This is a genomic window from Pseudonocardia sp. GCM10023141, from assembly GCF_042653605.1.
The window spans coordinates 61,928-82,252 of sequence record NZ_JBHSIR010000062.1 but is presented as its reverse complement, the minus strand read 5'-3'; the positions used below and the strand labels follow the sequence as shown (position 1 = coordinate 82,252).

Genomic DNA, 20,325 nt, shown 5'->3' with positions numbered 1-20,325 from the left:
GCCACATCACGCATTCACGCGATGTGCGCTACCCGGGTCGGCGGCCGTGCGTCAGCGCCATGCGGGTCAGCTCGACGCGGGTGTTGATGTCGAGCTTGGTGAACGCATGGCGCAGGTGCGTGCCCACGGTGTGGATCGAGACGTGGAGCTGCTCGGCGATCGCGCGGTTGGTGTGCCCGTCGGCGACGAGTGCGGCGACCCGCAGTTCCGAGGCGGTCAGGCTGCCCCACCCCGACGCGGGGCGCTGCGCTGTCCCCGTGGCGGCGATCCGCGGGTGCGTGGACCCGGTGGCGGCGGTGACGACCGCGTGCTGGTCACGCGCGGCGCGGGCGATCTCGGTGAGCGCGCCGCGGACCCGACCGCGCGACCGGTCGGGATCGACGAGGCTGGGCCACACCGTCGGCGCCAGCGACATCATCCGGGCCACGTTGGCGTGCCGGTCGAGCCAGCGGCGGGCCTCGTCCGCCCCGTCGGGAGCCAGCCGGACCTGCGCGGCCGCCGTCCAGATGTCGTAGGTGCCGGGCCGTCGGGGGAGCGTCCGGCCGTCGAGGACCCGCCGTGCAGCCGCGTCCCGGCCACGCTCGGCCTCGATGATCGCCAGTACGGCCTGGGTGAGCTGCCGCGGACGGACCATGTCCAGACGGGTCGCGGCGTCCAGCGCGGTCTCGGCCTCAGCGGCCGCGTCGTCCAGCTCGTGCCGCATCCACCGCTCGATCGCTCGCACGGTGTGCCAGTACGGCGCCGACCATCCCAGACCGCGCCGCTCGTAGTGGCGCTGCCCGTCGAGCAGGAGCTCCGACGCCTCGTCGAACCGGTCGGACGACAGCAGCACCGTGGCCAGCCAGAGCTCCGGGATCCGGGGGGCGTGCAGCGGCCGGGTGGCCGAGACCTCGACCCCGGACGCCGCCTGCTCGGCCAGGTGCAGCGCGGTCGTCACCTCGGCCCGGCCGAACGCCAGCTGCGAGGCGAACAGGTCGGCGCTGACCCGCGTCGCCGGGTCCGGGCTGCTGCGCGCGGCGCTCAGGATCGGGCGGGAGACGTGCTCGGCGGCGTCGACCTCGCCCAGGTTGACGTGGCCCGCCGAGCGGATCTTGAGCAGCGCGAGTTGCACATGGCCGTCGACGGCGGGGAGGGCCAGCGCGCGCGTCACGTGCTCCATCGCCGCGATGTCGTCGCCCGCGGCCTGGTGGAGATGGGCGGAGACGAGCCGCAGCCGGGCCTCCTCGCGGGTGGTGAGTCCACTCACCGCCAGGCGCTCCAGCATCGACAGCGCTTCACCGGCCCGGCTGGTCCTGCCGAGGTGCGTGGCCCCGGTGATGACGAACTCGACGTGGTGCGGATCCGGTGACGGGTAGAGCCCGCTGATACGGAAGGCGAGTTCGGCGGCGTCCTCCGGGGAGACCGCGGCCAGCCGCCCGATCGCGCCGCGGACCACGGCCAGATCCGCCGTCGAGAGCCGCCCGGTCGAGCGGGACAGGTGCCAGACGGCCTTGACCTCCTCGCCCGGCCACGCCAGCCGGCACCGGGCGATCTCGTGGTGCAGTGCGCGCCGCACGGAGGAGGGGAGCGCGACGTAGAGCCGGTCTCGGTAGCGCAGATCGGCGAACCGCAGGGCCGCGCCGCGGTCCACGAGCACGCCCTCGGCCAACGCGCTGTCGATCTCACCGAGGATGCTGCCCACCGGGCGGCCGAGCACCTGCGCGGCCAGCTGCGGGTCGAACTCCGCCCCGATGACGGCCCCGACCTGCAGCAGCGCGACCCGATCGCTGCCGGTCGCCGGCCGCTCCGGCGTGTCCGCGGGCACCGTGAGCGCACCCAGCCGCTCCAGCGGTGCGATGGCCCGATCGGCTCGTGCGTCGCCTGCCGCCAGCCCGATCACCCATCCGATCGGGAGATGTCCCAGCTGTTCGGGAACGGTGCGGAGGGCGAGGAGGGTCCCCGGGTCGGTCCACCCCGCGTCCTCGACGATGACCACGACCGGAGCGCTCTGCGCCGCTGCGTCGAGCAGCTCGGCCACCCGGTTGGCGATCGCGCCGCCGTCGCCGACCGGGTGCTCGGATCCGGTCAGCGCATCGAGGAGGCGTGGTCGGGCCGAGAGCTGGTCGCTCTCGACCGCCCCGACCGTGACGGTGCGGTACCCCGCACCGCTCGCCGCGGTCCGCAGCTCGGCGAACACTCCCGAGGCGCGGGTCGCCGGATCCAGGTGGACGACGAGGACGGACGGCGTGCCCCGGTGCAGGCGGCGCAGCGCCTCGGCGATCTGGGCCGACCCGGCGGACATCGCGCCAGCATGCCCGTCCGCGCCGCGTCGGTGCACCGGCCGATCGTGGCCTTTCACCCGGGTGAAAGGCCGCGACCGGCGGGGATCTCACCCCGACCGCGATGACACTCCCGGCGACCCGAGAGCCCGACAGGCAAGGACGCCCCATGCGAACTGGCAAGCAGTACCTGGAAGCGCTCGACGACGGCCGCCGCGTGTGGGTCGGTGACGAGCTCGTCGACAACGTCGCGACCCACCCCAAGACGCGCGCCTTCGCCCAGCTGACCGCGGACTTCTACGACCTGCACCACCGTCTCGACCTCGAGGACGTGATGACCTTCGTCGACGACGACGGCGTCCGCCGCTCGATGATGTGGTTCAAGAACACCGACAAGGCCGGCCTCAAGCGCAAGCGGCACTACCACGAGACCGTCGTCCGGCTGCTCGGTGCCGGCTCGGCGCCGCGATCCCCTGATGTCAACAACTCCGTGCTGCGCACCTACGTCGACGACCCCGCACCGTGGAGCGATCAGTCCATCGGCACCGACGGGCGCGACCTGACCGCTGGCATCCTCGATTTCTTCGAGGAGATGCGCGCGGGCGACCTCAACGCCGCCATCGCCTTCGTCGATCCGCAGACCGACCGCTCCCGCGAGTCCGCGCAGGCGGAGTCCCCGGCGCTGCGCGTGGTCTCGCGATCGGACGACGGCATCGTCGTGACGGGGGTCAAGGCCATCGCCACCGGCGCCGTGTTCTGCGACGTGCTCAACGTCGGGGTGTTCTTCCGGCCCGGCATCCCGCAGGAGCAGATCATCTTCGCGGCGGTGCCGGCGAACGCCCCCGGCGTCACGATGGTCTCGCGCGAGAGCAACGTGCGCGACGGGGAGACCGTTGAGCACCCGATGGCGTCGCAGGGCGACGAGCTCGACACGACGGTCATCTTCGAAGAGGTCTTCATCCCGTGGAACCGGGTGTTCCACCTCGGCAACCCGGCGCACGCGTCGTACTACCCCCAGCGGGTGTTCGACTGGGTCCACTACCAGGGTCTCGTGCGGGAGATGGTCCGCGCGGAGCTGATGCTCGGGCTCGCGCTGCTGATCACCGAGCACACCGGCGTCGGTCAGCTGCCACCGGTGGCGGCGCGGGTCTCCCAGTTCGCCGGTTTCCATCAGACGCTGAAGGCGCACCTGGTCGGCTGCGAGGACGAGGGTTTCCTGACCCCGGGCGGGACCTACAAGCCCAACGTGCTGATGTTCGACTTCGGCCGCGCCTACTACCTCGAGAACATCGCGCGGCTGAGCGCGGAGCTGGTCGATCTCGCCGGCCGGGCCGCGCTGGTGTTCCCGACCGAGGGCCAGTGGCAGCAGCCGCAGCTGCGGCCGTGGCTCGAAGCCCTGCACACGGGTCCGGTCGGCCGGCCCTACGACCGACTGAAGATCAGCAGGGTCATCCGCGACCTGTTCCAGTCGGACTGGGGCGACCGCATGGCGACGTTCGAGAACTTCAACGGCACCCCGCTGCTGACGATCCGCACGTTCACCATGCGGCGGGCCGAACTCTCCGCCGCAGGCCCGATCGCCGATCTCGCCCGGCAGATCTGCGGCATCGAGACGGTGCGCGCCGACGACAACGACAACGACCGGACCGAGTACCTGACACAGGCGGAGTACGCGCGCCGGCAGGACAGCGCGGCGGCGGTCTGACCCAGGCCCCTCAGCGCTGCATCGAGCCCCACGATCGGGCGGCTGCGACTGCGCCCGCCCGATCGTGGACACCCAGCTTGCGGAAGATCGCCCGGACCTGGCTCTTGACCGTGTTGTGCGAGACGTAGAGCTCGGCGGCGATCTCCCGCAGGGTCAACGGGCCGCACAGCGCGCGCAGCACCCGCCGCTCGCGCACCGACAGGTCGGCCGGCGCTGCGCGCGGCCGTGTCGGCGACGTATCGAGGGATCCGAGGATCTCCCGGGCACGGGCCCGGGTCCGCTGCTCCAGCTCGTCGGGGTAGCCGCCGAGCACCGCCAGCGCCTCGGCAGCGGCGTCGCGCGCGCCACGAGCGGCACCGGCGGACAGGTGTGCGGTCGCCAGCGCGAGGTGGGCGTTCGCCACCACCCAGCGGCAGCCGGGCGAGAGGCGGTCGGCCACAGCGATCGCCTCGTCGGCCGGCAGGAGCGCGTCGCCGCCGTCGAGTGCAGCAGCGAGGGCGAGACCGGAGAGGGCATGGACGAGCGCGAGCTGATCGCCCGAGACCCGGGACGCGGTCTCCGCGCGGCGGAAGCGGCGGGTCGCGCCCGCGTGGTCGCCCGACCACAGCAGCGCGAGCCCGTCGGCGACCTCGGAGATGGCGCTCCACAGCCCGCGCAGGGGGTGCTCGATCGGGCGGGTCGGGACCGTGCCGGACGTCACCGCGCAGGTGAGCCGGTGCGAGACCGCCACCGCCACACCGACCGGCGTGCCCGGCTCCAGCTCCACGCCCGCCCGAGCCTCGGCGGGGTGGGCCTCGGCGACATCGACCCAACGCCGCCACGCGCGGACGTCCCCCACAGCGAGGTGCACCATGGCCAAGACGACGCACAGCCGCGGATCGCTGGACAGCCGCTCCGGGAGCAGCTCGTCGAGCGCTGCGCGGACCACCTCGGGGTGGCCCGACAGCACGACCCGCTGCCAGCGGGCGAGCAGCGAGCTGCACGCCGTCGCGGCGTCCCCCACGGCGAGGTACTCGCGGGTCGACAGGTCCAGCCGGTCCTGCTCCGCGAGCCACGCCGCGTGCCGCTGCCGGAGCGCGACGAACGGCTCCCACTCGGTCGCGAGCTCGTCGCGCAGGTGCCGGGCGAGGACCGGGTGCAGCGTGAACAGCGGGCCCTCGGTGACGGTTGCGAACTGGGTGGTGTCGGCGAACTGCGTGAGCAGCCTGCCGGCGGCCGGGTTGCCCGAGATGTGGATGGCCGCCGCCGGGCAGACCGCACCGGCGACCGACGCGGCGTGGAGCAGGTGGCGCACCTCGGTCGTCACCCGGTCGGTGACCTCGGCGCGGAGGAAGTCGTGAACGGCCGCCCGGGCAGCGGCGTGTCCCAGCTCGGCGGTGAGGCCGACGCCCAATGCCCAGCCGGCGTACTCGGGCAGGTCGGCCCCGAGCAGCGCTGTCACCTCGGCCGGATCGAGCCGCAACTCGTCCGCAGCGATGATCGACGCGCCGCCGCACGCGCGACGGCGGACGACCCAGCTCGGGTTGCGGTGGCGGGTGGTCACCAGCAGGCGCAGCGTCGCCGGCCGGTGCTCGACCAGCTCGCGCAGCAACAGCTGGGCGTCCGGGTCGGTGACGGCGTCGGCGCCCTCGAGGACCAGCCAGTACGGGCGGTCCGGGGTGTCGAGCTCCGGCGAGCCGGTGATGGCGGCGAGCCAGCTGCGCACGTCGTCGGGGTCGATCCCGGCGGCCGCGATCCCGAGTGCGTCGAGGATCCCGTCGAGCAGCGCCGCGGCCGTGTCGTGGCGCCGCGTCACGCTCAGGACCCGGACGTTCTGCTCGCTGCGCGCCCAGCTCTCGACGAGGGTCGTCTTGCCGGCACCGGCCGGCCCGCTGATCACCACGACGGGATCGGGGCACGCCCGCAGCCGGTCGACCAGCCGCTGCCGGACCGGCGCTGGTCTGCCGGGCGAGACCGGTGCCCGGCCGCGCGTCACGCTCAGGCGATCCGGCCGAACTCGCCGCAGCAGTGGACCAGGGGACGACCCGCGGTGCTGTGCGCGAACCGCCGAGCGGTGCCGACGAAGATCGTGTGGTCGCCGCCCGGCAGCTCGGTGGCCACCTCGCAGAGCACGCTCGCGATCGCCACGCGGAGCATCGGGACGCCGTCCTCCTCGTCGTACGCGACCCCGGCGAAGCGATCGCCCTTCGCCGCGAACTGCCGGGCGAGCTCCTGCGAACCCTCGCCCAGGACGTTGACCCCGAACATGCCGTGCGCAGCGATGGCCTTCCTCGTGAAGAGGCGGTTGCTCACGCAGACCAGCAGCTGCAGCGGTTCGAGCGACAGCGCCGTGACGGAGCTGGCGGTCATGCCCACCGGGAGGTCGCCGGCCCGGGTCGTGATCACCGAGACCCCCGAGGGCAGGCGTGACATCGTCGCCCGGAACGCGCGGGCCTGGTCAACGATGGTTGAAGCGGTCACGGCAACCTCCGGGGCTGGTCGTGGATCCGCTGCGGCCCCTGCCGCGCGGTTCCTTGGGTCCGTCCTGACTGCGGACGACCATGCCCGGGCAGCGGTGGGCGTCACATCGCGTGAACACGTGATTTCCGCGCGCCCGGATGCGGTGGTGAGGTCCCGATGACCGGGGTGGTGGCGGCGAGGTCGCGTGTTCTCGGACACCGGCCGGTCATCCGGCGCAAGCTGGAGATCCCGGCGAGCGTGCGGGCGGCGGTGCCCCGCCCGCGCGTCGCCGACGCGCTCCGTGCGCTCCTCCGGGAGCACCGCGTCGTGACGGTGTCCGCGTCCGCGGGGTCGGGCAGGTCGACCGCCGTCGCGGACGTGGTGCGCACCCTCGACCGTCCGGTGGCCTGGGTGTCGCTCGACGGGACCGAGCAGCCGGCCGCTCGGCTGCTCGCCTATCTGGAGGCGGCTGTGGCGCCGCATGTGCCCGCGGCGGGCCAGGTCGCCGGCGACGCGCTCCGCAGCGGCCTGCACGTCGGGGAGGCGGCCGGCCTGGTGGCGGAGAGCCTGCACGGCAGCCGGCTCGTGATCGTCCTCGACGACGTCGAGCAGGTGATCGGGGACGACGGCGCCCGTGCCGTGCTGGAGGGGCTCACCCGCTACCTGCCGGACGGGCTCAGCGTCGTCCTGATCTCGACCACCGACGTGGTCCTGCGATCGCAGTCGGCTGCCGACTGCGCGGTCGGCAACCTGACGGAGGCGGACCTGGCCTTCACCGTCGAGGAGGCAGCCGCTGTGCTCGAGCGGGCGGGCCGCGGCGACGTCGATGCCGTCGAGGCGGTGCGCCGTGCCGGGGGTTGGGTGACCGGCGTGCTGCTCGGATCGGCCGACGGCGACGACGGGCCGGGTACCCGGCTCGCCGGCTACCTCACCGGCACCGTGCTCGGGGCGCTCGCCCCGGCGCACCGCACCTTCCTGCTGCACACGAGCCTGCTCGACGAGGTCACGGCGCCGGGCGCGCGGGCACTGGGGCAGGCAGGCGCGCCGCAGACCATGGGACGGCTGCGCGCGACGCACCTGCCGGTGTCGTGGTCGCACGACGGCACCCGGATGACCCCGCACCCCCAGTTCCGCGCGTTCCTGCGGGAGTTCCTGGCCAGGGAGGATCCCGAGACCCACGTGCTGCTGCACCGGCGGCTCGCCGACGTCCTGCTCGCGCGGGGCGAGGGCGAGGGAGCGGTCGATGCCCTGCTGCAGATCGGTGACGTCGACAACGCCTGGGACCGGGCGGCGGAGGTGTTGCCGGACCTGGTCGCGCGGATGGACTTCGCGCCGGCGGTCCGCTGGCTCGACGAGGTCGGGGCGTCGAGCCGGTGTCCGACGCCCCGCGCCGGCGCCGCGGTCCTGCGCGTGGCGTTCGCCCTGGAGCGGTTCGATCGTGCCGGGAAGATCCTCGACAGGTTCGGTGACCGGTGGTTGCCGGGACCGGGAGCACCCGACCACGAGGAGGCGACCGTCCTCGCCGCGTGGTGCCGCTGGCACCTCGGGCGCGTCGACGAGGCCGCGGCACTGGCGTCCCGGCTGCCCGCGGGACGGGCACGGGACACCGCGATGGTCCTCGTGGGTCTGGCGACGGGCGACGGGCCCGCGCTCCCGGCGGCTGCCGGCCCACCGGCCGGACCTCTCGACGGCATCCTCGTCAGGTGCACCTACCTGCGGGGGCGGGTCGCCGGTCTCGGTGAACCAGTGCCCTCCGATCCCTGGCGCACAGTGCTCGGCGCTCCCTGGGTGGTGGCCGGCCTGCGGGCGAGCGGGCGGCTGGACGAGGCCATGGCGATGTACGAGGCGCGCCGGACCTCGGACCGGCCGCTCTGGCTGCACGCTTTCGACGCCGTGGAGCTGATGCTCGACCTCGGCCGCGGCGCGGACGCGTGGGAGACGTTGCGGGCCGGTCGTGCCCTCGCCGTCGCATCGGGCTCGATGATCTACCGCGTGCTGAGCCTGCTCCTGGAGGCGAAGCTGTGGCTCCGGCTGCACCACGACGCGGAGCGGGCCGACCGGGCACTCGACGCCGCAGCGGAGGCGGGCTCGGGGAACTACGCCTTCGCCGCCGAGGTCGGCGGGATGTGGCGCGGGCTGTCCCTGCTGTTGCGCGACCGCAACGCCGAGGCCCAGGAGGTACTGGAGGCGGCCGTCACGAGCATGCAGCGCGGCGACCGCAAGCTCGAGCTGGCCACCGCAGCGGCCTACCTGGCGGAAGCGCACTGGCGGATGGGTGCGGAGCACCGGTCGGACGCCGCCGCGCAGCTGGCGCTGGACGTGTCGGCGGAACACGATGTGAAGCACCTGCTGCTCGCGGCCCTCACCGACGTCCCCGACGTGGCCACCCGCTCCGCGGACGCGTCGCCGACGCGGATGTCGCGCTGGCACGAGATCACCGGTCAGCTCGCCTCGCCGGGGGTGATCCGGCTGCGGACCAGCGCACCGCGGCTGGTCGTGGAGGAGTTCGGGGAGCCGTGCCTGACGGTGGACGGCGCGGTCGTCCAACCCGGCCTCACGAAGAGCGTCGAGATCCTGTGCTTCCTCATCGGCGCACGCGGGCAGCGGGCGACCCGGCAGCAGATCCTCGACGCGGTCTTCGACGGCCGCACCGACGCGGCGGGCCGCAGCTACCTCCGGCAGGCACTGTTCAAGCTCAGGGCCGTGCTGCCGCACGACCTCGCGCCACACCAGGACGGTGCGGTGTACGCGGTCCCCGGCGACCACGTCGTCGGCACGGCGCAGAGCGTGCTGGACCTGCTCGCGCTGGGCGCGCGGCAGCCGGATGAGCAGCGGTTGGCGACGCTGCAGGACGCGATCGCGCGCACCTCCCCCGGGCCCTACCTCGCCACGCTGGCGAGCGAATGGGTCCGCACGCGGCGGAGCGAGCTCGACGAGGAGCTGTCCGGCGCCCGCGTCGACGCCGCGCGGATCGCGTTCCGGCTCAGCCGCTACGCGCTCGCGAGGCAGCTGCTCGGCGACGTCCTGCGCGAGCACCCCGACCGGGAGCAGGCGTGGCAGCTGGCCATCTCGGTCGCGCACGCCACGGGCAACGACGACGCGGTGCTCGCCGTGTTCCGCCGCTACGCCGCCGCGATGGGTGAGCTCGGCCTCGGTCCGTCCGCCGAGGTGCGCCGGCTCGTCACGTGGCTGCGCGGTTGAGGAGATACCCGTTAATGCGCTGTGAAGACTGTTTGACCAGGTGCCGGCAGAAATGGTTCGGTCTGATCACTGCTCGATCGCCGGCGTATTGATCAGCGCTATTCGCGAATTCGTCGCAGTTCCATCACCTACCGATCGACAGGAGAATGTCATGTCCACGGATACTGCCGGAGCCAAGCCGGACGAGCGGCACTCCGGCGCTCAGTTCGTCGTCTTCCTCTGCTTCACCGAGCCCGCGGCCGGGGTGTCCTCGGAGGAGGACATCCGTCCCCACCTCGGCGTCCACAAGGAGTGGCTGGCCGGCGCCGAGGCCTCAGGGGAGCTGCTGTTCGCAGGTCCGATGCTCGACGGCGAGTACCGGTACTCGGGATCGGGCCTGCTCGTGCTGCGCGCGACCTCGGTGGCGGAGGCCAGCGCGATCGTCGACCGCGATCCGCTGCACGAAAAGGGCCTGCGCGTCTATCGGATCGTGCCGTGGCAGATCAACGAAGGCGCGTTCGACGTGCGCCTGACCTTCTCCTCGACGCAGTTCCGGATCGTCTGATCCAGCCCGAGCGGCTGAATTCCAGGAAAGGAGAGCGCCATGGCGGTGGACGTCGGTGTGCTGGTGGTGCGCATGGTGGTCGGGTTCGTCCTGTTCGCCCACGCCACCCAGAAGGTGATCGGCTGGTTCCACGGTCCCGGGCTCGACAAGGCCGCGGCCGTGTTCGAAGCGCTGGGGCAGCGTCCCGGACGGCGGATGGCGGTGCTGGCCTCGCTCTGCGAGTCCGTCGCCGCCGCGCTGCTCGTCCTGGGCGTCGCGACGCCGCTGGGTTCCGCGGTGGGCGCCGGAACAATGCTCGTCGCGGCCGCCGCGACGACGATGAAGTCCGGTTCGCGGTGGAACACCGGCGGAGGCGGCGAGTACCCGCTCGTGCTGGCGATCGTGGTGGCGGCGCTCGCCTTCACCGGGCCCGGCCGGTACTCCGTCGACGCGCTCGCCGGGCTGCCCACGGCCGACCCCGACCTTCGGGTCGGCCTGACTGCGGTTCTGGTCGCGGTCGCCGTCGCTGCCGTTCCGATCGCGCGGACCCGCCGGCAGCTCCGATCGCGGGTCGGGGTCACGGACGGCTGACCGACCCGACGGCCGGGTCAGGCGAGGAAGGTCACCAGCATCTCCTGGCCGGGGCGGCCGACCGCGCTCCGGCTGCCGACGATGCGGGGCCGGCCGTCGAAGCTGCCGATGGCGACGCTGCGCTCGTGGCGGCGCACATCGTCCATGCTCACGACGGAGGGAGGGGTGAGGGTGGTCGCAGCTGGTGGGTCCTCGAGCGGACGGACTGACCGAGGAGCAGCTACTCGCGTCGCTCGAGAGGATCGGTGGCGGTGGCAGGCAGGACGCGGGGCTGGCAATAACGCTGACGTGAGGCGTATCGATCGCCCCGTCGGCCGCGGGGGGCCCGTATCCGCGATAGCGCCACTGGTAGGAGCGTGGCGCAGCGTCGGCGGACAAGCTGTCCGCCGGCGTGACCCTGGTCGTCGCTCAGGTGACGATGCGCAGCTTGATGCTGTTCAGTGCGCACAACGCCTGGATCTCAGCACTCGCGCGCTCGGTGATGACGGTGTCGATCGGCCCGAGATCGCACACGGTGACGAAGTCATTGACCCCGAACTTGCTGCTGTCGATCGGCACGATGACTCGCCGGGCACGTTCGATGACGGCTTGCTTGACCTGCGCGTCCGCGACGTCCGCGACAGAGATCCCCTCCGCGGTGAAGCCGCTGGCACTGATGAAGGCGATGTTCACGGTGAACCGGCCGAGTGTGTAGAGCGCGACGGGGCCGACGATCGTGCCGCCCAAGGGGCGGAGCGATCCACCCAGGAGGGTGTGTCGAATCCCCGGCTTCTCGGCCAACGTCGTCGCGACACCGATCGCGTTCGTGAGCACATTGACCGACTGCTGCTCCAGGTGCTCGGCGATGCGCTGCACGGTGGTGCCGCCGTCCAGATAGACGGAGTCGCCTTCAGCGATCTCCTCCATGCAGGCGCGCGAGATGAGGTCCTTCGCATCTCCGTGCAGGCCGAACCGGTCATCGATGGTCGGCTCGAAATGTGGCCGCACGGCGATGGCGCCCCCGTGGGTGCGCCGCAGCAGCTTCTGTTCCTCGAGAGTGGTCAGGTCCTTGCGGATCGTGGGCTCGGAGACGCCCATCATGGTCACCAGCTCGGCGATCCGAACCCGGCCCTGCGCGTCCAGCATCGTCAGGATTCTCTGACGACGCTCCTCAGCGAACACCGGCTGTTCCTCGGTCATCGGCGCGACGGTAACAGGAGGTCATGTCTGCTCGTCGAGGTAGCTGTGGACCGCCCGGCGCAGCGCGGCTTCGTGCGCGGTCGGGTCCTGCAGCTTTCGGGGAAGGCGCCCCACACGAGCATGCGGCAGGTACTCGGCAAGGCGGAGCCCAAGTTCGAGCGGGTGAACAGGGTCCTGCGGCGCGACGAGCACCAGCGTGTCGGCTGTGATCCCTCGGTACGCCTCCCGGTCGGGCAGTGGCAGGCTGCGCGGGATCTCAGCAAGCACCCGTGAGCGCTTGCGCGCTTCGGGCCTGCGGAACTGTGCGAGAAGCGACCCGGCCATCGCCGGCGCCTCGCGTTCGATGGCAGCCCACATGGCGCTGGCTGCGAATGCCCGCTCGGCCGCTTCGGCCTCGAACTCGTGCAACAGCTCGGCTATGGCCTGGAACGGCGCCAGGTTGGCGGCCGGGGTGCGGACCAACCACGATGGCCTGATCAATACGAGGCGCTGAACGAGGTCGCGGCGCGCGGCGGCCAGCGCCAGCGCTACGCCGGCGCCCATGGACACGCCCACGACAGGGATCGGCTCGGACGGAATGCGCCCGGCTGCAACGAGGTGGTCGAGGAGGTCTGCGGTCAGTTCGGCGAAGTGCGCGAAGGTGATCGGCTCGCCGTCCTCGATGCTGGTGTCACCGTGGCCGGGCATCTCGGCGGCAATGCGAGTGTGGCGGTCCGCAACCGGAATCAGGCGCAGCGCCTGCTCCCGGTCCCCACCGAGACCGTGCAGCAGCAGCACCGCCGGGCCGTCGCCAGCCACGACGTGCGCAAGCCGTGGTACGCGATGGCGTGCGTTCGGTGACGTCATGGGCCGACGGCCGCAGCGTGCCAGCGCAGCAGGTCGTGGCGCACGCGCTCCGCGTCTGCTTCGGTGGCGTCCTGGACGACGAGCGGCACGGCCGCCAGTCGCTCGAGCAGCCGGAACACCAGCGGATAATCCATCAACCCAGCCCCAGCGGCGGAATACCCGCTGGCTACCACGTCCTTCGCCTGCACGCCGACGACCCGCGGGCCGAGTAGATCGACCGCCTCGGTGAGTATCCGCTGCTGATACGGGATCGTTTCCGGAACAAGCAGATTGGCGGGGTCGAGAACGATGCCGATCGGTGCGGAATCGCCGAGTTCATCGAGCAGCCGGGCAGCCGCGCGGGCGTCCGCGACCACATTGCCCCGTTCCGGTTCGACGCCGAGCACGACCCCGGCTCCAGAAGCCGCCGCGAGCAGGACGTCGAGCCCGGCCCGCATGTCCCGCCACGCGTCCGGATCCGAATTGCCCGGATGCGCGCGCCACATGTTCTCCGTGTCGCGTGTTCCGGTGCAGAGCGTGACCACCTCGACGCCGAGCACACCCACCCTGCGGATCAGCTTGACCGCCTCGGCGAGGCGCAGGGCGCGCAGCTCTGCATCGGGGTGAGCGAGGTTGAACGTGGCGGAGGCGCTGGGGATGGCGATGCCCGCCCCGTCGAAAGCAGCTCGAACCCGGTGAAACTCTGCGTCGTCGACATCGACCGCGAGCGTCGGCAGCCCGATGGCCGCGAAGTTCCAATGCGCAAGCGCGTACCCCGTCGCCCCGACCGCTGCGGCCACCTCGGCCGCCGTTTCGCGGGGAAAGGTACGAGCGAAGATTCCGAGACGGGGGGAGAGTCCGTGGCCGGTCACAGCTCCACCTCGCTCCCCGAGGTCACCGACCGCTGGACGGCATCGATGAGGCGGACGGCCGCGAGCCCGTCGGCCGCGTCCGGGTCTGGCGAGGCCTCGCCGCGCACGGCACTGGCGAACGCCTCGGCCTGACGCTCGTAGGCGTCGGTGTCGTCGGGCACGGGGGAGACGGTGAGCCCGTCCTCCGACGAATAGGCCAGCACGTCGGACGCGCGCCGGAAGAAGGGGAAGTGTGTGTGGGTCGTGGAGTGCCCCAGCGAACCGAACACCTGGATGCCTTCGGCGCCGTCGCCCGGCACGTCGACGGTGATGGTGGCAGTGCCGATCGCGCCGGAGGCCATGGTGACCAGGAGGTTCCACACATGATCGCGACCGAACCCGCGGTGCGTGGCCGTCACGGAACGCACCTCGCCGAGCAGATACCGGACGGTGTCGAACACGTGCGAACCGTGGGTGGCGAGCAGGTAGCGCTCGCGGTCGGACTTGAACTCGGCCTCCACTTTCCGTGCCGCCGGGTCGTCGAAGGTCCGGGGGAAGAGGGTTGCCTCGATCCCGGGTCGCAGGGAGCCGATCCGATACCAGGCGTTGAAGGACCGGACCTCACCGACCTTCTCGCGGACGAAGCGTCGGGTGAACTGCAGACCAGGGTCGTGCCGCTTCATGGAGCCGACCTGGAGCGTGACGCCGGCCGCCGCGACCATCTCGACCAGCCGCGCCGCCTGCTCGACGGTCGATGCGATCGGCTTCTCGATCAGCACGTGCTTGCCGGCCTCGAGCGCGTCCTCGACGAGGTCGAAGTGGAAACGGTCGGGAGCAGCGATGAGAACGGCCTCGACGCCCGGATCGGCGAACACCTCCTTCGCCTCGATGTGGACGGCGTCGATGCCGTACCGCGCCGCGACCGCCAGGGCGACGTGCTCGCTGGGGTCGCACACGGCGACGAGCTCGATCCCGTTGGCCTTCTCGAGCGCGGGTAGATGTGCGACCTGGGCAATGCGACCGCAGCCGACCAGGGCCACGCGAACGCGATCGGTCACTGTTCCTCCCGTGGGGTGTACTGACTGCTTGCGTTTTGTCGAGGAAATCGGTTCGATACGCTCGAAACCAAAGCAGTTCGAAAGTCGAGCTGTCAAGGTGTCCGCCCCTCACCGCAGACACGAGAGGTCTTCACATGTCCGAAATGTCGCTTCCTCTTCCCCGGCCGTCCCATGGGTGATCCGACCCTCGGGATCGACGTCGGTGGCACGAAGATCGCGAGTGGGCTCGTCGATGCGGCGGGCGGTCTCGTCGAGTTCCGGCGGGAGGCGCTGGCCGGGCCGGGCGAACGCGCCGTGACGCAGGTCGTGGCGATCGCCCGCACCTACCTGCGGCACCACCGTGCGGCCACGGTCGGAGTCGCGTTGCCCGGCGGGATCGACCCGGCGACGCGTGCCGTCGTAGCGGCGCCGAACCTGGGCTGGACGCATCTTGCGCTGGTCGAGCGGCTGCGCGCCGAGCTGGGGCGTGAGGTCGTGGTCGAGAACGACGGGAACGCCGCGGCCTGGGCCGAGCACCGCTTCGGCGCAGGCGCGGGATCGGCGAGCACCGTTCTGGTCGCGGTCGGCACGGGGATCGGGGGCGGGCTCGTCCTCGACCGCCGGCTCCATGTCGGCGATCGCGGCTTCGGCGGCGAGCTGGGCCACCTGCTCCTCGTTCCCGGTGGCAGACAGTGCGTCTGCGGTGCGAGCGGATGCTGGGAGCAGTACGCGAGCGGGTCGGCGCTGGTAGCCGAGGCGAGCGACCGAGGGTGGCGGCGTGACCCGTTCAATGGCGAGGACGTGCTCGCCGCGGCGGGGGACGGTGACCCGGTCGCGCTGGATGTGGTCGAGAAGCTCTGTGGCCATCTCGCGCACGGGCTGACCGTGTTGGGGGCCTGCTTCGACATTGCGGGCATCGTGCTCGGTGGCGGTTTGGGGACCGATCCGCGCTGCGTGGCGGGGGTGCAACGGGCGCTGGACCGCGTCGCGCCGTCGACATCTCGGATGCCGGTGAAGGTGGCGGCAGCGTGGCTCGGCGCTGCCGCTGGTGTCATCGGCGCGGCCGACCTGGCGCGCCTAGGCGCTGGTCCCTTCCGAAAGTAACCGTTGACACAGCTCCTCCATGATGGTGTGGTCTTCGGAACCCACAGTCTTCGGAACAAATCGAAACAATTGGAAAGGTTCTGTGATGGCGAACGCAACGGTGCGACACATCAGCCGAGTCGGCGTGCTCCGGTCGGCAGCCGCCCTCGCCGCGGGAGTACTCGTGCTCGCCGGCTGTGGGGCCAACGCCTCCGCTGGCTCCTCCAGTGCTTCCGGGCCGGCGCCGGCTCCGGCTGAGTCCAAGGGCACGATCGGGGTGATCCTCCCCGAGACCGCGACATCGGCGCGCTGGGAGGCGTTCGACAAGCCCTTCCTCGCCGACGCGCTGAGCCGGGCCGGCTTCACTGCCAATATCCAGAACGCTCAGGGCGACGTGCAGAAGTTCGCAGGCCTCGCCGACGGCATGATCGCCTCCGGGGTCAAGGCGTTGATCATCGCTTCTCCGAACGCCCAGGTCGGTGCGACCGTCGAGCAGAAGGCCAAGCAGGCCGGCATCCCGACGATCGACTACGACCGGCTCAACACCGGCGGCAGCGCCGACTACTACGTCACGTTCGACAACGTGAAGGTCGGGGTTCTGCAGGCGAATGCGCTCGTCGCCGCGCTGAAGGACAAGCCCGCGGCTGAGGTGATCCAGATCGAGGGCGCTCCGGACGAGAACAACGCCAACCTCTTCCACCAGGGCCAGATGAGCGTTCTCGACCCCCTGTACAAGTCTGGACAGCTCAAGCTGGTGCGCGACCAGTTCATCCCGGACTGGAACAACCAACTCGGCGGCACCACCTTCGAACAGATCCTCACCGCCAACGGCAGCAAGGTCGACGGCGTCGTCGCGGCCAACGACGGCATGGCAGGCGCGGTCATCACCGTGCTGCAGAAGAACGGTCTCAACGGCAAGGTCCCGGTGACCGGGCAGGACGCGACACTCGCCGGCCTGCAGTCCATCCTCCGCGGCGACCAGAGCATGACCGTGTTCAAGGCGATCAAGTTGGAGGCCGACGCCGCCGCGAAGCTCGCCGCACTCGCTGCGGTCGGCGACACCGCTGGCGCTGATACGTACGCGAAGCAGCAGAGCGTGGACCCGAAGTCGGGTCGCAACATCAAGTCGGTTCTGCTCGATCCGGAAGTGGTCGACAAGAGCTCGGTCAAGAAGGTCGTGGACGCCGGCTATGTGACGGCTGCTCAGCTGTGCACCACCGACCTGGCGACCGTCTGCCGGAGCCTCGGCATCACTTCCTGATCCACGCCCTCCGGGAGACCACCATGACCGAGCAACTGCTCGAGCTGCGCGGGGTGAACAAGGCCTTCGGGCCGGTCCACGTCCTCTACGACATCGACTTCGACGTGCACGGCGGAGAGGTTGTCGCACTCGTCGGCGACAACGGCGCCGGCAAGTCCACACTGGTGAAGTGTGTCGCCGGCATCCACCCGATGGATTCCGGCACAGCCCGGTTCCGCGGGGAACCGGTGCATCTGAACGACCCGAAGGCGGCCTCGGTGCTGGGTGTCGAGGTCGTCTACCAGGACCTGGCGCTCGCCGACAACCTGGACGTCGTCCAGAACATGTTCCTCGGGCGGGAACGTGGCTCGCGGTGGGCGCTGGACGAGATCACCATGGAGGCAGCCACCCGGGAGACCCTCGCGTCATTGTCGGTGCGCACGGTCTCCTCGGTGCGACTCCCGGTCGCGGCCCTGTCCGGTGGCCAGCGCCAGACGGTGGCGATCGCGAAATCCGTGCTGTGGGAATCGACCGTCATCCTGCTGGACGAACCGACAGCAGCGCTGGGAGTCGCACAGACCCGGCAGGTCCTCCAGCTGGTACGCAGCCTCGCGGATCGCGGCATCGGCGTCGTCCTGATCAGCCACAATCTCGCCGACGTCTTCGAGGTGGCGGACCGCATCGCGGTCCTCTACCTCGGACGCCTCGTCGCGGAGGTCCGCACTGCGGAGGTCACCCAGGCTCAGGTCGTCGAACTGATCACCGCCGGCCGCTCGGGCGATCTCGGCCTGAGCCGGCCTGGTGCCGCCAGCATCCCCGGACTGTGAGAAGAGCCGCCGCCATGACCGAAGCCCCCACCACCGACGCCCGGAAGATCCCGCCGCCGGCCGAGCTGCGTGCCGCCGATTTCGCTGGGGACACGACCAAGCAGACGACCCGACAAGCCGTGCTCGACTACCACGCCAGACTGCGTTCCGGGCAGCTCGGCGCGCTACCCGCCGTGCTCGGCCTCGTCGCGTTGGTCATCGTCTTCGCGCTGAGCTCGCCGGTCTTCCTGTCGCTGACCAACCTCGCGAACCTCATGTCGCAGGGTGCGGGCCGCATGATCATCGCGATGGGTCTGGTGTTCGTCCTCCTGACCGCCGAGATCGATATCTCGGCGGGCACCGCGTCAGGTGTCACGGCCGCGGTGCTGGCCCTGCACTACGTCAACGACGGCAACCTGCTGGGCGGCATGGGCGACACCGTCTTCGTCGTGTTCATCGCGGTACACGTCCTCGCCATGGCACTGGCGCTCTGGATGAGGATCTGGTTCGCAGCGATCGTCGCCCTTGTGCCCATCGGCATTCTCGCCCTCGGCTTCACGGCGAACCCGTGGATCGAAATTCTGCTCGCGGTTACCGTCGGTACGGCGATCGGTGTGGTCACCGGCTTCATGGTCGCCAAGGTCAAGATCCCGTCGTTCGTGATCACGTTGGCCTTCTTCCTGATGTGGCAGGGCGTCATCCTGCGGTTGATCGGCCAAGGCGGCGTGCTCGGCATCAACACCTCACCTGTCCTCAACGCCGTCGCCGGTGGCAACCTCTCGACTGCAGGCAGTTGGGTGCTCTTCGTCGTGGCAGGCGTGCTGTACGCGGCGACCTTCTTCGGAAGGCACCTGTCTCGAGCGCGCAGGGGCCTTCACGCACAGTCGTCCGTGGTCGTGGTAGCCAAAGTGGTCGCAGTACTGGTGATCGGAGCAGTCGCCACCGTGGGCCTCACCGCCAACCGCTCGCCGAACGCCGCTGTGCAGATCGCTGGTGTTCCCTACGTCGTCCCGATCGTCCTGGTGCTGCTCGCGATCGGCACCTACGTTCTGGACCGTACCCGGTTCGGTCGCTACGTCTACGCCATCGGTGGCAACGCCGAGGCCGCCCGCCGCGCCGGCATCGACATCACCAAGATCAAGGCCGGGGTGTTCGTGGTGTCGAGCACCTTCGCGGCGATCGGGGCGATCGTCTACTCGTCCAAGGTCGGCTCGGTCGACCCCACAGCGGGTGGGCTCAACACGCTGCTGTTCGCCGTCGGAGCTGCGGTCATCGGCGGGACGTCGCTCTTCGGCGGGCGTGGCAGGCTCGTCCACGCTGTCATCGGGGGTCTCGTGCTGGCAGTGGTCGAGAACGGACTGGGCCTGCTCAACCAGCCTGCGGCGACCGTCGCCATCGTGACCGGGCTCGTACTGGCGCTCGCCGCCACCGTCGACGCACTGTCTCGCAGGCGCTCCGTCACGGGCTGACGATCCGATACCCGACACGAAGGACGTGCGATGAGAGCCATCCGCTACGACCACCCGTTCGACCACTACGTCGCCGACGTCCCGGACCCCGACCCGGCGCCCGGTGAGGTGCTGATCGCCGTGCGCGCCACCGGCGTGTGCGGCACCGACGTCCACCTGCACGGCGGCGAGTTCGGGCCCGTGTACCCGCTTACTCCGGGCCACGAGGTCGTCGGTGAGGTCATGGCACTCGGTGATGGCGTCACCCGGCTCACAACGGGGCAGACCGTCGCGGTGGACAACATGGTGCCCTGCGGCAGCTGCGACAACTGTCAGCGTGCCCAGCCTGCCTACTGCCGTGTCCTACGGGCCTTTGGTGTGACCGCCCCCGGAGGTTTTGCCCAGTTCATGGTCACTCCGGCTGACCGGTGTCACCCGGTCGACGACCTCGACCTCGACACCGCAGTCCTGGCCGAACCGCTCTCCTGCGCGATTCACGGGCTCGACGTGCTCGGCCCCCAGTCCGGTAGCGACGTCCTGCTGCTCGGTGCCGGCCCGACCGGATTGATCCTCACGCAGGTCCTGCGCAGCGGTGGAGCCGGCCGGCTGACCGTGTCGGCGCCCACCGCGTTCAAGCTCGATCTGGCCCGTGGCTACGGGGCCGACGAGACCGTCCGGACCCGTCTCACCCCGGATCCCGCGTCGGTGTCACCGTTGCGCGCATTGGCCCCCGACGGCTACGACGTCGTCATCGACGCGACAGGCTCGGTCGACGCCATGGGACACGGCGTCGGACTGCTCCGCAACGGAGGGACGATGCTGGTCTACGGCATGGCGGGGGAGAAGCAGCAACTGCCGATCAGTCCGTACGACGTCTTCCGACGAGAGCTGACGATCACCGGTTCGTTCGCCCGTTCCTACGGGTTCGACCGCGCGGTGCGGATGCTGCGTACCGGCCGAGTTCGGGCGGAAGGCTTCGTGACCCATCGGTTCGGGCTGGGCGACTACGGGCGAGCGATCGACACGGTCGCCCACGACTCGTCCTGTCTCAAAGCCGTCATCGAGCCCTGAGCTCGATCTGCGCCCGCCAGTGACCGACGACTCCTGCACGCTGCGTCGTCGACGACGCTCGCCCGAAA

General features: G+C 71.0%; 17 protein-coding genes. 9 read left to right on the top strand and 8 right to left on the bottom strand.

The features are described from left to right. Positions 1 to 28 precede the first annotated feature (28 nt). Positions 29 to 2,281, bottom strand: coding sequence for a helix-turn-helix transcriptional regulator (locus tag ACFPFQ_RS35070; protein WP_379626710.1), 2,253 nt, complete (start codon positions 2,279 to 2,281; stop codon positions 29 to 31). 146 nt (positions 2,282 to 2,427) lie between these two features. Between ACFPFQ_RS35070 and ACFPFQ_RS35065 the strand changes: the two genes are divergently transcribed. Next, on the top strand, positions 2,428 to 3,963 hold the full coding sequence (locus ACFPFQ_RS35065) for a 4-hydroxyphenylacetate 3-hydroxylase N-terminal domain-containing protein (RefSeq protein WP_379626708.1): 1,536 nt from the start codon (positions 2,428 to 2,430) through the stop codon (positions 3,961 to 3,963). Between the two features lie 10 nt (positions 3,964 to 3,973). On the opposite strand, the gene ACFPFQ_RS35060 is transcribed toward ACFPFQ_RS35065, so the two are convergent. Further along, positions 3,974 to 5,938, bottom strand: coding sequence for a LuxR C-terminal-related transcriptional regulator (locus tag ACFPFQ_RS35060; protein ID WP_379626706.1), 1,965 nt, complete (start codon positions 5,936 to 5,938; stop codon positions 3,974 to 3,976). A 2-nt stretch (positions 5,939 to 5,940) separates the two neighbouring features. Then, complete coding sequence (locus tag ACFPFQ_RS35055) at positions 5,941 to 6,423, bottom strand: flavin reductase family protein (protein WP_379626704.1); 483 nt, start codon at positions 6,421 to 6,423, stop codon at positions 5,941 to 5,943. Positions 6,424 to 6,579: 156 nt separating this feature from the next. On the opposite strand from ACFPFQ_RS35055, the gene ACFPFQ_RS35050 reads away from it, so the two are divergent. The 3 genes from ACFPFQ_RS35050 (at position 6,580) to ACFPFQ_RS35040 (ending at position 10,717) form a co-directional block, all read left to right on the top strand. After that, a complete protein-coding gene (locus ACFPFQ_RS35050; RefSeq protein ID WP_379626702.1) occupies positions 6,580 to 9,603 on the top strand; it encodes a BTAD domain-containing putative transcriptional regulator in 3,024 nt (1,007 codons plus the stop codon). 151 nt (positions 9,604 to 9,754) lie between these two features. Next, positions 9,755 to 10,147: a YciI family protein gene (locus ACFPFQ_RS35045; protein ID WP_379626700.1), complete on the top strand. Its 393-nt coding sequence runs from the start codon at positions 9,755 to 9,757 to the stop codon at positions 10,145 to 10,147. A 39-nt stretch (positions 10,148 to 10,186) separates the two neighbouring features. After that, positions 10,187 to 10,717: a DoxX family protein gene (locus ACFPFQ_RS35040; protein ID WP_379626698.1), complete on the top strand. Its 531-nt coding sequence runs from the start codon at positions 10,187 to 10,189 to the stop codon at positions 10,715 to 10,717. Positions 10,718 to 10,734: 17 nt separating this feature from the next. Here ACFPFQ_RS35040 and ACFPFQ_RS35035 read toward each other — a convergent pair whose 3' ends face one another. From ACFPFQ_RS35035 to ACFPFQ_RS35015, 5 genes are all read right to left on the bottom strand, one after another. Then, positions 10,735 to 10,863 (bottom strand): hypothetical protein, encoded by a 129-nt coding sequence (locus tag ACFPFQ_RS35035; RefSeq protein WP_379626696.1) that lies wholly within the window; start codon positions 10,861 to 10,863, stop codon positions 10,735 to 10,737. 262 nt (positions 10,864 to 11,125) lie between these two features. Beyond that, positions 11,126 to 11,896: a DeoR/GlpR family DNA-binding transcription regulator gene (locus tag ACFPFQ_RS35030; RefSeq protein ID WP_379626694.1), complete on the bottom strand. Its 771-nt coding sequence runs from the start codon at positions 11,894 to 11,896 to the stop codon at positions 11,126 to 11,128. A gap of 21 nt (positions 11,897 to 11,917) precedes the next feature. After that, positions 11,918 to 12,673, bottom strand: a complete 756-nt coding sequence (locus tag ACFPFQ_RS35025; protein WP_379626693.1) for an alpha/beta fold hydrolase — start codon at positions 12,671 to 12,673, stop codon at positions 11,918 to 11,920. A gap of 65 nt (positions 12,674 to 12,738) precedes the next feature. Beyond that, positions 12,739 to 13,593, bottom strand: coding sequence for a sugar phosphate isomerase/epimerase family protein (locus tag ACFPFQ_RS35020; protein WP_379626691.1), 855 nt, complete (start codon positions 13,591 to 13,593; stop codon positions 12,739 to 12,741). Further along, complete coding sequence (locus ACFPFQ_RS35015; protein ID WP_379626689.1) at positions 13,590 to 14,630, bottom strand: Gfo/Idh/MocA family protein; 1,041 nt, start codon at positions 14,628 to 14,630, stop codon at positions 13,590 to 13,592. Before ACFPFQ_RS35015 ends, ACFPFQ_RS35020 begins: the two co-directional genes overlap by 4 nt. A gap of 171 nt (positions 14,631 to 14,801) precedes the next feature. On the opposite strand from ACFPFQ_RS35015, the gene ACFPFQ_RS35010 reads away from it, so the two are divergent. From ACFPFQ_RS35010 to ACFPFQ_RS34990, 5 genes are all read left to right on the top strand, one after another. Further along, entirely contained in the window at positions 14,802 to 15,713 is a 912-nt protein-coding gene (locus ACFPFQ_RS35010) for an ROK family protein (RefSeq protein ID WP_379626687.1), read from the top strand. A gap of 85 nt (positions 15,714 to 15,798) precedes the next feature. Continuing rightward, positions 15,799 to 16,953, top strand: a complete 1,155-nt coding sequence (locus ACFPFQ_RS35005) for a sugar ABC transporter substrate-binding protein (RefSeq protein ID WP_379626771.1) — start codon at positions 15,799 to 15,801, stop codon at positions 16,951 to 16,953. 23 nt (positions 16,954 to 16,976) lie between these two features. Continuing rightward, the gene (locus ACFPFQ_RS35000; RefSeq protein WP_379626685.1) at positions 16,977 to 17,759 is read left to right on the top strand and encodes an ATP-binding cassette domain-containing protein; all 783 of its coding nucleotides are present in this window, start codon (positions 16,977 to 16,979) and stop codon (positions 17,757 to 17,759) included. A gap of 14 nt (positions 17,760 to 17,773) precedes the next feature. Beyond that, complete coding sequence (locus ACFPFQ_RS34995) at positions 17,774 to 19,207, top strand: sugar ABC transporter permease (RefSeq protein WP_379626683.1); 1,434 nt, start codon at positions 17,774 to 17,776, stop codon at positions 19,205 to 19,207. Between the two features lie 30 nt (positions 19,208 to 19,237). Then, complete coding sequence (locus ACFPFQ_RS34990; RefSeq protein ID WP_379626681.1) at positions 19,238 to 20,257, top strand: zinc-dependent alcohol dehydrogenase family protein; 1,020 nt, start codon at positions 19,238 to 19,240, stop codon at positions 20,255 to 20,257. Positions 20,258 to 20,325 lie beyond the last annotated feature (68 nt).

What these genes read in the sequence shown, in the direction of transcription:
- ACFPFQ_RS35040 (WP_379626698.1), top strand. Translation starts at nt 10,187, where the DNA reads ATGGCGGTGGACGTCGGTGTGCTGGTGGTGCGCATGGTGGTCGGGTTC.
- ACFPFQ_RS34995 (WP_379626683.1), top strand. Translation starts at nt 17,774, where the DNA reads ATGACCGAAGCCCCCACCACCGACGCCCGGAAGATCCCGCCGCCGGCC.
- ACFPFQ_RS35035 (WP_379626696.1), bottom strand. Translation starts at nt 10,863, where the DNA reads ATGGACGATGTGCGCCGCCACGAGCGCAGCGTCGCCATCGGCAGCTTC.
- ACFPFQ_RS35050 (WP_379626702.1), top strand. Translation starts at nt 6,580, where the DNA reads ATGACCGGGGTGGTGGCGGCGAGGTCGCGTGTTCTCGGACACCGGCCG.
- ACFPFQ_RS35070 (WP_379626710.1), bottom strand. Translation starts at nt 2,281, where the DNA reads ATGTCCGCCGGGTCGGCCCAGATCGCCGAGGCGCTGCGCCGCCTGCAC.
- ACFPFQ_RS35045 (WP_379626700.1), top strand. Translation starts at nt 9,755, where the DNA reads ATGTCCACGGATACTGCCGGAGCCAAGCCGGACGAGCGGCACTCCGGC.
- ACFPFQ_RS35000 (WP_379626685.1), top strand. Translation starts at nt 16,977, where the DNA reads ATGACCGAGCAACTGCTCGAGCTGCGCGGGGTGAACAAGGCCTTCGGG.
- ACFPFQ_RS35030 (WP_379626694.1), bottom strand. Translation starts at nt 11,896, where the DNA reads ATGACCGAGGAACAGCCGGTGTTCGCTGAGGAGCGTCGTCAGAGAATC.
- ACFPFQ_RS35005 (WP_379626771.1), top strand. Translation starts at nt 15,799, where the DNA reads ATGGCGAACGCAACGGTGCGACACATCAGCCGAGTCGGCGTGCTCCGG.
- ACFPFQ_RS35065 (WP_379626708.1), top strand. Translation starts at nt 2,428, where the DNA reads ATGCGAACTGGCAAGCAGTACCTGGAAGCGCTCGACGACGGCCGCCGC.
- ACFPFQ_RS35010 (WP_379626687.1), top strand. Translation starts at nt 14,802, where the DNA reads ATGGGTGATCCGACCCTCGGGATCGACGTCGGTGGCACGAAGATCGCG.
- ACFPFQ_RS34990 (WP_379626681.1), top strand. Translation starts at nt 19,238, where the DNA reads ATGAGAGCCATCCGCTACGACCACCCGTTCGACCACTACGTCGCCGAC.